We start from the raw sequence: 12,268 nt of genomic DNA, 5'->3' as shown, positions 1-12,268 counted from the left end.
GGGGATGACCGGAGGGTAGTGACTTCCCTCACTTCCGTCACTCCCTGCACACGCGTGTCCGGCCGCGGAGTCTGCCCGGGAATCACCCGGTCCGCTCCGCGCGGGCGGTGCGCCCCCGCCGCGCTCCCTGCCGCCCCACCGGCCAATCCCCTTGGGTCCAGGGCCGTTTGGCCGTACCGACAACTCCCGTACGTACATGCGGTCGCGCGCCTGAGCATCCCTCAAGTGGACTGCGGCGCACTGACAATCGAATACCGCGGAGAGGGCGCGGCCTCTGAGCGGACATGACGGAACGTCCGTAAGCTGTGCCACGTCAACAGGACGACCGGTCAGCGGGGTGGACATGGCGATGATGCGGCTCCGGCGCGAGGACCCGCGTGTCGTCGGCTCGTTCAGACTGCACCGACGGCTCGGCGCCGGCGGCATGGGCGTGGTCTACCTGGGCTCGGACCGGCGCGGCCAGCGCGTCGCGCTCAAGGTCATCCGGCCGGATCTGGCCGAGGACCAGGAGTTCCGCTCGCGCTTCGCCCGCGAGGTGTCCGCCGCACGGCGGATCCGCGGGGGCTGCACCGCCCGTCTGGTGGCCGCGGACCTGGAGGCCGAGCGGCCCTGGTTCGCCACCCAGTACGTGCCCGGCCCCTCCCTGCACGACAAGGTGGCCGAGGAGGGCTCGCTCACGGCCGCGCAGATCGCCGCCATCGGCGCGGCGCTGTCCGAGGGGCTGGTCGCCGTGCACGAGGCGGGGGTCGTCCACCGGGACCTCAAGCCCTCGAACATCCTGCTGTCGCCCAAGGGCCCGCGCATCATCGACTTCGGGATCGCCTGGGCCACCGGCGCGAGCACCCTCACCCACGTCGGCACCGCCGTCGGCTCCCCCGGCTTCCTCGCGCCCGAGCAGGTGCGCGGGGCCGCGGTCACGCCCGCCACGGACGTCTTCGCGCTCGGCGCCACGCTCGCGTACGCCGCTACCGCGGACTCCCCCTTCGGGCACGGCAGTTCCGAGGTCATGCTGTACCGGGTGGTGCACGAGGAGCCGCACCTGCAAGGGGTGCCGGACGCGCTCGCGCCGCTCGTACGGGCCTGTCTGGCCAAGGACCCCGAGGAGCGGCCCAGCACGCTCCAGCTGTCGATGCGGCTCAAGGAGATCGCGGCCCGTGAGGCGCACGGGATGTCGGACGGTCGCCCGCCGGCGCAGCGGGCCCGGACCGACCGGCCGGCGGGGCGCCTCGCCGAACGGGCGGACAGCCACACGGAACTGCACACGGAGCGCAGCACCGGTGGTACGCCCCTCCCCCGGAGCCAGGGGCAAGGTCAGGGCCAGGGCCAGGGCTCGCACAGCGGACCGCACTCGCGGCCGTCGTCCTCCCGGAACCCGGGCGGCCAGGGCGGTGGCGGGAACCCGTCCTCCCGCCCGACCCCTGGACGTACGGGCGGCCGCCCGGGTCCCCGTACGACGGGAGCCGGCCGCCGCCCCTCGCGCCCGGACCCGAAGCTGATGCGCCAGCGGCTGATCGTGTTCGTCGTGGTGACGCTGATCGTCGCGCTGGGCATCGCGGCGGCGCAGAAGATCTAGGACTCCTGCGGCGACGGGGGGCGGGTGGCGTAGAAGGCCACCGCCGAGGCCGCGGCCACGTTGAGGGAGTCGATCCCCTCGGCCATGGGGATGCGGACCCACTCGTCGGCGGCGCGCAGGGCGTAGGTGGACAGGCCGTGGCCCTCGGAGCCGAGCATGATCGCGGACCGGGCGAAGCGCTCGGGCGGGACCTGGTCCAGGGAGGTGGCCTTCTCGCTCGGCGTCATGGCGAGGATCCGGTAGCCGGCCTCCCGGACCTTCTCCAGGTCGGCGGGCCACTTGTCGAGGCGCGCGTACGGCACGGAGAAGACGGACCCCATCGAGACCTTGATGGCCCGCCGGTACAGGGGGTCCGCGCAGTCCGGGGACAGGAGTATCGCGCTGATGCCGAGCGCGGCGGCACTGCGGAACGCGGCGCCCAGGTTGGCGTGGTCGACGAAGCCCTCGAAGATCGCGATGCGCTGTCCCGGTCCGCCCGGCGCGTCGCCCGTCAGCAGCTCGTCGGCCGTGGGCAGCGGCTTGCGCTGCATGGAGGCCAGGGCCCCGCGGTGCACGTGGTAGCCCGTGACGCGTTCGGCGAGCTCGGGGCTGACGGCGTAGACCGGTGCCGGGAGTTCGTCGATGACGTCGCGCATGACGTCGACCCACTTGGCCGAGAGCAGCATCGAGCGCATCTCGTACCCGGCGTCCTTGGCCCGTCTGATCACCTTCTCGCCCTCGGCGATGAAGAGGCCTTCGGCGGGCTCGCGCCGACGCCGGAGTTCGACGTCGGTCAGACCCGTGTAGTCGCGCAGACGCGGGTCGTCGGGGTCTTCGACGGTGATGAGATCAGCCACAGGGTGATACTGCCTTGTCCTGGGTGCGGTGCCAACGGCTCGGCACGGTTGTGCGGTTGTCCTGTCGTCCTACGACAGCGGCGGGGTGTTGACCGTCACGACGTCGCCGATGACGATGACGGCGGGGGGTCGCACGCCCTCGGCGCGCACGGTCTCGCCGACCGTGGCGAGGGTGGCGTCCACGCGCCGCTGGGTGGCGGTGGTGCCTTCCTGGATGACGGCGACCGCGGTGTCGGCGGGACGGCCACCGCGGACCAGCGCCTCGGCGATCAGGCCGATCTTGTCGACGCCCATGAGGACGACGAGGGTGCCGGTCAGCTTGGCGAGGGAGGCCCAGTCCACCAGCGAGCGCGGGTCGTCGGGGCCGACGTGGCCGCTGACCACCGTGAACTCGTGGGCGACGCCGCGGTGGGTGACCGGGATGCCGGCCGCACCCGGCACCGAGATGGAGCTGGAGATGCCGGGCACGACGGTGCACTGGATGCCGGCCTCGGCGAGGGCCTGGAGCTCCTCCATGCCGCGGCCGAAGACGTACGGGTCCCCGCCCTTGAGCCGGACCACGGCCTTGCCGGCCTTGGCGTGCTCGATCAGGGCGTTGTTGATGGCCTCCTGGGCCATGAACCGGCCGTACGGGATCTTCGCGGCGTCGATGACCTCGACGTGCGGCGGGAGCTCGTCGAGGAGGTCGCGGGGGCCGAGCCGGTCGGCGATGACCACGTCGGCCTCGGCGAGCAGCCGGCGGCCGCGGACGGTGATCAGGTCGGGGTCGCCGGGGCCGCCGCCGACGAGGGAGACGCCGGGGGTGTGCGGGCGGGCCGCGGTGAGGGAGCCGTCGCGCAGTCCCTCGACGACCGCGTCGCGGACGGCGGCGGAGCGGCGGGGGTCGTTGCCGCTCAGCACGGCGACGGTGACGCCTTCGACGCGGCCGGTGGCCGGGGTCCAGGCGGTGGCGGCCGCGGCGTCGTCGGCGCGCACGCACCAGACCCGCTCGCGCTCGGCTTCGGCGGAGGCGGCGTCGTTGGCGGCGCGGTCCCGGGTGGCGATGAGGGCGTACCAGGCCCCGGCGAGGTCGCCGTCCTCGTAGCGGCGGCGCTCCCAGCGGATCTCGCCGGTCTCGGCCATGGCGTCCACGGAGGGGGTGGCGGAGGGGGAGATCAGGAGGATGTCGGCGCCGGACGCGATGAGCGCGGGGAGGCGGCGCTGGGCGACCTGGCCGCCGCCGATGACGACGACGCGGCGGCCGGCGAGTCGGAGACCGACGGGGTACGCGGGGTGTTCGGCCATGGCGGTGCGGCTCCTGTGGCGGCGGTCTCTTGCGTGCCGCTGCGGCGTTGGAGCGGCGATTTGCTGACGTGCGGTTTTCTCGTGCGGGTCCACGATACGGCCCGGCCGGAGCGGTGGCGCGGGGCGGGCCCTGCGGGCGGCTTTCCCCACCCCGCCCCTTCCCGAAACCGGGGCTCCGCCCCGGACCCCGCTCCGCGAACTCCCCCGGCTGATTGCGCGGAGCGCAATTTCAGCCGGGCTACTTCTCCGTCACGCCCGCGGAGTCGAAGGTGGCGACCTCGTGCATCGCGCGGGCCGCGCTCTGGACCAGCGGGAGGGCGAGCAGTGCGCCCGTGCCCTCGCCGAGGCGGAGGTCCAGGTCCACCAGCGGGCGCAGGCCGAGCTTGTTCAGCGCCGCCACGTGGCCCGGCTCGGCACTGCGGTGGCCCGCGATGCACGCCGAGAGGGCCTCCGGGGCGATGGCGCGCGCGACCAGGGCGGCCGCGCCGGCGCTGACGCCGTCCAGGATGACCGGCGTGCGCAGCGAGGCACCGCCGAGGATCAGGCCGACGATCGCCGCGTGCTCCAGGCCGCCGATGGCCGTGAGGACGCCGAGCGGGTCCGCCGGGTCGGGCTGGTGGAGCTCCAGGGCGCGGCGTACGACCTCGACCTTGCGGGCGTGCGTCTCGTCGTTGATGCCCGTGCCGCGGCCGGTGACCTCCGCCGGGTCCACCCCGGTGAAGACCGAGATGAGAGCTGCGGAGACCGTGGTGTTCGCGATGCCCATCTCGCCCGTGAGTAGGGCCTTGTTGCCCGCCGCGACCAGGTCGCGGGCCGTCTCGATGCCCACCTCGATGGCCGCCACGGCCTCCTCGCGGGTCATCGCGGGGCCGACGGACAGGTCGGCGGTGCCCGGGCGGACCTTGCGCGGGAGCAGGCCCGGGGTGGCGGGGAGGTCCCCGGCCACGCCGACGTCGATCACGCAGACCTCGGCGCCCACCTGGTTGGCGAAGGCGTTGCAGACGGCGCCGCCGCCCAGGAAGTTGGCCACCATCTGGGTGGTGACCTCCTGGGGCCAGGGGGTGACTCCCTGGGCGTGCACCCCGTGGTCGCCCGCGAAGATCGCGACGGCCGCGGGCTCCGGGATCGGCGGCGGGCAGACCCGCGAGAGGCCGGCCAGCTGGGCGGAGATGATCTCCAGCATGCCCAGGGCCCCGGCGGGCTTGGTCATGCGCTTCTGCCGCTCCCAGGCCTCGCCCAGCGCCTTGGCGTCGAGCGGGCGGATGCTGGCGACCGTCTCCGTGAGCAGGTCGTGCGGCTCCTCGCCGGGCAGCGCGCGGCGCCCGTACGTCTCCTCGTGCACGACCCAGGACAGCGGCCGTCGCTGGGACCAGCCGGCCTGGGCGAGCTCGGGCTCGTCGGGGAACTCGTCGACGTAGCCGACGCACAGGTACGCGACGACCTCCAGGTGCTCCGGCAGGCCGAGCTCGCGGACCATCTCGCGCTCGTCGAAGAAGCTGACCCAGCCGACGCCGAGGCCTTCGGCGCGCGCGGCGAGCCAGAGGTTCTCGACGGCGAGGGCCGAGGAGTACGGGGCCATCTGCGGCTGGGTGTGCCGGCCGAGGGTGTGGCGGCCGCCGCGGGTGGGGTCGGCGGTGACGACGATGTTCACCGGGGTGTCGAGGATGGCCTCGATCTTGAGTTCCTTGAACTGCTTGGCCCGGGCCTTGGGCAGCGAGTTCGCGTAGGCCTCGCGCTGGCGCTGGGCGAGCTCGTGCATCGTCCGGCGGGTCTCGGCGGAGCGGATGACGACGAAGTCCCAGGGCTGGGAGTGGCCGACGCTGGGGGCGGTGTGGGCCGCCTCCAGGACGCGCAGCAGCACCTCGTGCGGGATGGGGTCGGTACGGAAGCCCTTGCGGATGTCGCGGCGCTCGCGCATGACGCGCAGGACGGCCTCGCGCTCGGCGTCGTCGTACGCGGGCGCCGGGTCGCCCGCGGCGGGCTCGGCCGGTACGGGCTGCTCGACGGCCGCGGCTTCGGCCTCGGGCTCTGCCGGGGCGGGCTCCGCCGGGGTCTCGGCCTCGGCCGCCGGCTGCGGCGCCGGTTCGGCCGCTACGGGGAGCGGCTGCTCGGCGGTGGCCGGCGCGGGCTGGGGTTCGGCGGCCGGGGCCACCGCCTCGACGGGCTGCGGCTCGGGCTGCGGCTCCGGCTCCGGGGTCGCGGCCGGGGCGACGACCGCCTCGGCGGCCACCGGCTCGGGAGCGGCCTCCACCAGGGGCTGCGGCTCGGGGGCGGGCTCCGGCGCGACCTCGGGCGCGGCCTCGGCCACCACGGGCGCGAGCTCCACGGGCGCGGGCTGCACGGGTACGGGCTGCACGGGTACGGGCTGCACGGGTACGGGCTCCACCGCGACGACCGGCTCGGGGGCGACGGCCGGCTCCGGGGCGGGCAGCGGCTCGGGCGCAGGCTCCGGGGCGGTCTCGGCCACCACCGGCTCGGGCAGCGGCTGCGGCAGCGGCTGCGGCAGCGGCTCCGGCTGGGGCTGCGGCTCGGCGGCGGCCGTCACCGCGACGGGCTCCGCCGCCCACGGCGTACCGGCCTGCGGCGGGATCTCGGCCGACTGCGGCGGGACGGGCTCGGCGCGCGGGATGTCCAGGTACTCGGGGCCCGTGGCGACGACCGGGGCGGGCTGGAACGCCGGAACCGGTGCCGGCGCCGCGGCCGGACCGCGGTCCGCGAGCGACCGTACGACTCCGCCGGTGGCCTCGGGGACGGGCGGACCCATGTGCAGCGGCCGCCGCACCGGGGCGACCGGGGCCGGGCTCTGCGCCGGCGCCTGCATCCGGGGGGCCTGCGGGGCCACCAGGCCGCCGAGGTCGAGCGCGCCGGAGTCGCGGCCGCCGGCCTCGTGCGCGCCCGCACTGTAGGAGGAGTCGGGGAACGGCTGTTCCGGGTACCCGGGTTCGGGGTAGCCCACCGGCGCGGGCTGCGCGTACGCGGCGGACACGTCGGCGACGGGGGCCGGCTGCTGGTACTCGGCGTAGGGCGCGTCCGAGTACAGGGCGGGCTCGGGGAAGGACGGCATCGGCGGCACCACCTGCGGGTCGCTCCACGCGCCTTGGCCGCTCGGCATCAGCAGCAGTTCCTCGTCCTCCGGCTCGGCCGGGTTGTCCACGAGGTCCTGGAAGGCGTAGCCGCCGCTCAGGGGGGCGGGCATGGGAACCGGGGCGGGGACGCCCGGCTGATCCACCATGCCCGCGTTGTCCGGGTGACCCTCGCCCGGGACCTGGCCGGTGTCAGTCATGCGTACCCCTCGCCCATCGGTGTTGCCTCTTCGATCGCCCGGTCGCCCACGAGGCCGCCGAGCGGAGTTGCGGTGCGGGTCCGCCGTACGGCGCGTCCGTCTCGCGTACGCCCTCACGGCAACCAGTAAGCATTGTCGCGCCCGTCGGCGGGCCTGGCGGCCATAACCGCCAGGGTCCGCTGTGGACTGCGCCACGTCGCGCGTCCTCCGGTGTCGTAGTGCCCGAATCGTCCTGGGCGGTACGACGATCGGCCAGCCTACCCCGGGGGCTGCGTCAGCGGTTCACGGGGCGCTGTGCGGCCAGGAGGAAGACGACTGAGCGCTGCTGTTCGGTCCAAGTACGGGTGTCCAGGCCCACGGACTGGAGCAGCGCGCACTCGACTTCGTACCCGCCCTCGGTGAGGGCGCGGCCGATGGCCTCGGCCTCGTCGCGGGTGGAGGCGTGGCTGACGATCCGTTCGGGGCGCCGGTCGGCGACGGCCGCGACGACCTCCGCCCCGCCGCCTCCGACGCGTACGACGTCCGGCTCGGGGAGGTCTTCCAGTACGTGGGGGGCGCGTCCGGTGACGACGTGGAGCTGGACTCCGCGCGCACGGGCCGCGGCGGTCGCGCGTTCGCCGTTGTGCGGGTCGGCGTCGACCGCGATGACGGCCGCGCCGAGGGCGGCCGCGTCCACGGCGAGGGCTCCGGAGCCGGCGCCGATGTCCCAGACGAGGTCGCCGGTGCGCGGGCCGAGCCGGGCGAGCTGCATCGCGCGCAGGTGCGCCGACTCCCCTTCCCCGCCTTCCTCGAAGTCGGGCCGCGGCCCGGCCCAGCCCCGGCCGGTGGTCCGGGCGGGGCTCTGGCCGAGCAGCCACGCCGGGTCGGAGCCGAGGGCCTGTCCGCCGCCGCCGATGACGATGACGACGTTGGGGTCCCGCCAGCTGTGGTCGGCGACCTTGTCGGAGGTCAGGACGGTGACCTGCTCCTTGTCGGTGCCGAGTTCCTCGCAGATGACGAAGGTGCGGTGGACCCCGTCGAGCAGCAAAGCGAGTTCGGCGGGGCCGGCTCCGGGCGAGGTGAGGACGGCGACCTTGGCGTGGGCGCGGCAGACGTTGACGGCGCGGCGCAGGGTGCGGGGGTGTGCGACGACGACCTGGGCGTCGTCCCAGGGCATCCCGGCGCGGGCGAAGGCGGCGGCGACCGCGGAGACCGCGGGGACCACCTCGACTTCGAGGCCGTGCTCGGGGGCGCGCAGGGTGCGTACGGCGCCGAAGAAGCCGGGGTCGCCGTCGGCGAAGACCACGGCGGTGCCGCGGTGGCCGGCGATCCGGCGGGCGGCGAGCCCGAGGCTGCCGAGGCGGATGCGCTCGGCCCCGGGCGGGACTTCGGGGAGCGCGAGGTGGTGGGCGGCGCCGGCCACCAGGGTGGCGGCGGAGAGCGCTGACCGGGCGGCCGCGGTCAGGGGCGAGCCGTCCCAGCCGATCACGGTGACCCGGTCGGCCATCGTCGTCGGTCTCCTGTCGTGGGGGCAGGCGAAACTTCGTCTGGGGGGTCGGGCACGGTGAGACTACCCGGTCATCCGGTCAGTTCCAGTCGGCGCCGACGGCGCGGCCGTTCGCGTCGGCCCGGTGGTCGACGTCGTATCCGTCGGAGTAACCGTCCGCGTAGCCGTCCGCATAGCCGTCGCCGTCGTCGAGGTCCTCGGGGAGCAGGCTCCAGACGATGAGGTCGGTGCGGCTGTCGGTCCAGGTGCCGTCGGCCGTCTGGGTGCGCACTATCCACGCGTTGCGCAGGACGCCTTCGCTGATGCAGCCGATCTTCTGGGCCACCTGCTGGGAGGCGGTGTTGTCGGCGGCGGTGCGCAGTTCGAGGCGTTCGAAGGCCTGGTCGCGGAAGAGCCACCGGGCGACGGCGAGCACGGACTCGCTGGCGTAGCCCTCGCCCCTGGCCCACGGGGCGGTGACGTATCCGACCTCCGTGGCGCGGGTGCGCCAGTCGGTGTTCTGGAGGTGGACGATGCCGACGAGGCGGTGGGTGAGGAACTCGGTGACGGCGAAGACGATGCCGCGGCCCTCGGTGCGCTCGGCGTGGGAGACCCGGGTGGCCCAGGCGACCGCGTCGGCGTGGGTGTAGGGGTGCGGGACCGAGGTCCAGGCGGTGACGGGCTCGTCGTTCATCATCTCGGCGAGCGCGGTGACGTCCTCCTCCTCGAAGGGGCGCAGCACCAGCCGGTCCGTGCTGATGGTGACGTCCGGGAAGGTGGTAGTCATGCGCAGCTCCATGCCTGAGACCGTGGTGCGACCGTTGTGCGGGACCGTTTGTGCGGGTCGTAGGCCACAGCATGCAGCATCGGCCCGGCGATGTGCATGGCCGGGTTGCCCGGAAGCGGGCAGCGGCCGGCCCCGTACGCCGCCGGGCGTACGGGGCCGTGCGACCTGGCTGCGGGGTCAGGACTTCGGGGCGCCGAAGGCCGGGATGACCGAGCCCTGGTACTTCTCCTCGATGAACTTCTTGACCTCGTCGGAGTTCAGGAGCTTGGCGAGCTTCTGGATCCGCGGGTCGTTCTGGTTGCCGTCCTTGACCGCCAGGAAGTTGGCGTACGGGTTGCCCTCGGCCTTCTCCAGGGCCAGCGCGTCCTTGGCGGGGCTCAGCTTGGCCTCGATGGCGTAGTTGCCGTTGATGACGGCGGCGTCCACGTCGTTCAGGGCGCGCGGGACCGTGGCGGCCTCCAGCTCCTTGAACTGCAGGCCCTTCTTGTCGGTGATGTCGGACAGCTTGGCGGTGGTGCCGACACCCTCCTTGAGGGTGATCAGGTTGTTCGCGGCGAGCAGCTGGAGCGCGCGGCCCTCGTTGGTGGTGTCGTTGGGGACGGCGATGGTCTGGCCGGCCTTGATGTCGCTGAGGGCCTTGACCTTCTTGGAGTAGAGGCCGAGGGGCTCCAGGTGCACGTTCACGACGGGCACGACGTGCGTGCCGTTCTTCTTGTTGAAGTCGTCGAGGTACGGCTTGTGCTGGAAGAAGTTGCCGTCGACCTGGCCCTGCTCGGTGGCGGTGTTCGGCAGGACGTAGTCCGTGAACTCCTTGACCTCCAGCTTGAGGCCGTCCTTCGCCGCGAGCTTGTCCTTGACGAAGTTCAGGATGTCGGCGTGCGGGCTCGGGGAGGCCGCGATGACGAGCGGCTTGCTCTCGTCGACCTTGCCGCCGTCGGCCTTGGTGGAGGACGGGTCCGAGGAGCTGCCGCAGGCGGTGAGGCTCAGGGCGAGGGCGGTCGCGGTGGCGGCGAGGGCGGTGAGCTTGATGTTCTTACGCACGAAGAGTGCCTTTCTTGCTTTTTCAGGGTGGTGGCCCAAGCACGACAAGTGCGGGCTCTGCGGGGGAAGAAGTCTTGTCGGCGCGGGTGCGCTCAGGCTGTCCGGCCGCGGCGGGCCAGGAGGCGTACCACGCCGTCGCCGAGCAGCTGGATCACCGTGACGATGGCGATCAGGACCACGACGGTGGCGACCATGAAGCCGGTCTCGAAGCGCTGGAAGCCGTAGGTGATGGCCTTGGAGCCGAGTCCTTCGCCGCCGACCGCGCCGGCCATGGCGGAGTAGCCGACCAGGGTGATCACGGTGGTGGTGATGCCGGCGACCAGGGAGGGCAGTGCCTGCGGGAGGAGCACCTTGCCGACCAGGGTGGGGATGCCGCCGCCCATGGATTCGACGGCCTCGACCAGGCCGTGGTCCACCTCGCGGACGGCGGTCTCGACGAGCCGGGCGAAGAAGGGGATGGCGCCGATGGCGAGCGGGACGATCATGGCGGTGGGGCCGATGAAGGTGCCGACGATGGCCGTGGTGACCGGGATCAGGAAGATCAGCAGGATGATGAACGGCAGCGAGCGGCCGATGTTCACGATCACGCCGAGGACCTTGTTGAGCGGCCGGTTCTGCAGGAGGCCGCCCTTGTCGGTGAGGACGAGGAGGATGCCGATGGGCAGTCCGCCGAGGACGGTCACCAGGGTGGACCACAGGACCATGTAGAGGGTGTCGAAGGTGCCCTGGGTGAGCAGGGGCTCCATCTCGGACCAGGTCACTTGGCACCGTCCTTGACCAGCTCGGCGAATTCGGTGTCGGCGTCCACGACGTCGACCTGGAGGCCCTGCTCGCGCAGGAAGCCGATGGGTACGACGTTGTCGTCGTAGCGGCCGGGGAGCTCGATGCGCATCCGGCCGATCTGCCTGCCGCCGACGGTGTCCATGGCCGCACCGAGGATCGATATGTCGATGTTGTAGGTGCGGGCCAGCTGGGAGATGACCGGCTGGGTGGCGGTCTCTCCGTGGAAGGTGACGTCGATGACCGTGTGCTCGATGGTGGTCGCCGAGCCGGTCAGCGGGAAGAGTTCGTGGGCGAGCTGGGAGCCGGGGGTGGCCAGCAGCTCGGAGACGGTGCCGGACTCGACGACCCGCCCCTGCTTCATCAGCGCGGCCGAGTCGCAGACGGACTTGACCACGTCCATCTCGTGCGTGATGAGCAGGACCGTCAGGCCGAGCTGCCGGTTGAGGTCGCGCAGCAGCTGGAGGATCGAGCGGGTGGTCTCGGGGTCCAGGGCGCTGGTGGCCTCGTCGGACAGCAGCACCTTGGGGTCGCCGGCCAGGGCGCGGGCGATGCCGACGCGCTGCTTCTGGCCGCCGGAGAGCTGGCCGGGGTAGGCCTTGGCCTTGTCGGCGAGGCCCACGAGGTCGAGGAGCTCGGCGGCCTTGCGGGAGCGCTCGCGGCCGGATACGCCGAGGATCTCCAGGGGCAGCTCGATGTTGCCCTGAACCGTGCGCGAGGACAGCAGGTTGAAGTGCTGGAAGACCATGCCGATGCGGCTGCGGGCCTCGCGGAGCTCCTTGCCGGCCCGCCGGCCGCGGCCGGCGAGCGCCGTGAGGTCGACTCCGTCCACGGTCACGGTGCCGGTGGTGGGGCGCTCCAGCAGGTTCACGCAGCGGATGAGGGAGGACTTGCCGGCGCCGCTCTGGCCGATGACTCCGTAGACCTCGCCCTCGCGGACGTGCAGATCGACGCCGTCCAGGGCTGTGACCTCACGGCCACGGGACTGGTAGACCTTCGTGAGGCCCGATGTGGTGATCACAGGATTTCCGTCGCTGTCGAGTGCACGGCGCAGCGGGGTGCCGGGCACGGGGCAAACATCTGGGGACGCGATACGGGTCGAACCGCCAGAAAACGCTGGTGGTGACGCGTGCGTGGGGCAGTAGCGGTCCGGGGTCACACGGTGGTGTCGGACGGGCTCGGCCGGCCTCGCTTCGGGGCGCGAGACTGCAGGAAGGGG

Annotated in this window: 9 protein-coding genes; 1 reads left to right on the top strand and 8 read right to left on the bottom strand. The window is 73.3% G+C overall.

All coding sequences use genetic code 11. The features are described from left to right. Positions 1-343: 343 nt before the first annotated feature. Positions 344-1,573 carry a serine/threonine-protein kinase gene (locus tag AB0M99_RS09070; RefSeq protein ID WP_365918177.1) on the top strand — a complete coding sequence of 410 codons (1,230 nt, stop codon included), beginning with the start codon at positions 344-346 and terminating at the stop codon, positions 1,571-1,573. On the opposite strand, the gene AB0M99_RS09065 is transcribed toward AB0M99_RS09070, so the two are convergent. The 8 genes from AB0M99_RS09065 to AB0M99_RS09030 all read right to left on the bottom strand — a co-directional run bounded on the left by AB0M99_RS09065 (position 1,570) and on the right by AB0M99_RS09030 (position 12,070). Next, complete coding sequence (locus tag AB0M99_RS09065; protein WP_365918175.1) at positions 1,570-2,409, bottom strand: RNA methyltransferase; 840 nt, start codon at positions 2,407-2,409, stop codon at positions 1,570-1,572. The genes AB0M99_RS09070 and AB0M99_RS09065 overlap by 4 nt on opposite strands. Before the next feature lie 69 nt (positions 2,410-2,478). Further along, entirely contained in the window at positions 2,479-3,693 is a 1,215-nt protein-coding gene (gene cobA / locus AB0M99_RS09060) for a uroporphyrinogen-III C-methyltransferase (RefSeq protein WP_365918173.1), read from the bottom strand. 238 nt (positions 3,694-3,931) lie between these two features. Next, entirely contained in the window at positions 3,932-6,976 is a 3,045-nt protein-coding gene (gene cobT, locus AB0M99_RS09055) for a nicotinate-nucleotide--dimethylbenzimidazole phosphoribosyltransferase (RefSeq protein WP_365918171.1), read from the bottom strand. A 274-nt stretch (positions 6,977-7,250) separates the two neighbouring features. After that, positions 7,251-8,462, bottom strand: a complete 1,212-nt coding sequence (gene cbiE / locus AB0M99_RS09050; RefSeq protein WP_365918170.1) for a precorrin-6y C5,15-methyltransferase (decarboxylating) subunit CbiE — start codon at positions 8,460-8,462, stop codon at positions 7,251-7,253. 79 nt (positions 8,463-8,541) lie between these two features. Then, positions 8,542-9,228, bottom strand: a complete 687-nt coding sequence (locus tag AB0M99_RS09045) for a GNAT family N-acetyltransferase (RefSeq protein WP_365918169.1) — start codon at positions 9,226-9,228, stop codon at positions 8,542-8,544. A 177-nt stretch (positions 9,229-9,405) separates the two neighbouring features. Further along, entirely contained in the window at positions 9,406-10,269 is an 864-nt protein-coding gene (locus AB0M99_RS09040; RefSeq protein ID WP_365918168.1) for a MetQ/NlpA family ABC transporter substrate-binding protein, read from the bottom strand. A 92-nt stretch (positions 10,270-10,361) separates the two neighbouring features. After that, complete coding sequence (locus AB0M99_RS09035) at positions 10,362-11,030, bottom strand: methionine ABC transporter permease (protein ID WP_365918166.1); 669 nt, start codon at positions 11,028-11,030, stop codon at positions 10,362-10,364. Continuing rightward, complete coding sequence (locus AB0M99_RS09030) at positions 11,027-12,070, bottom strand: ATP-binding cassette domain-containing protein (protein WP_365918494.1); 1,044 nt, start codon at positions 12,068-12,070, stop codon at positions 11,027-11,029. The genes AB0M99_RS09035 and AB0M99_RS09030 overlap by 4 nt, the downstream gene beginning before the upstream one ends. Positions 12,071-12,268 lie beyond the last annotated feature (198 nt).

Origin of the sequence: Streptomyces sp. NPDC051183 (assembly GCF_040682455.1) — a bacterium.
Taxonomy (GTDB): domain Bacteria; phylum Actinomycetota; class Actinomycetes; order Streptomycetales; family Streptomycetaceae; genus Streptomyces.
Note: the sequence above shows the minus strand (reverse complement) of the source record. Positions and strands in the feature narration are given on the sequence as shown.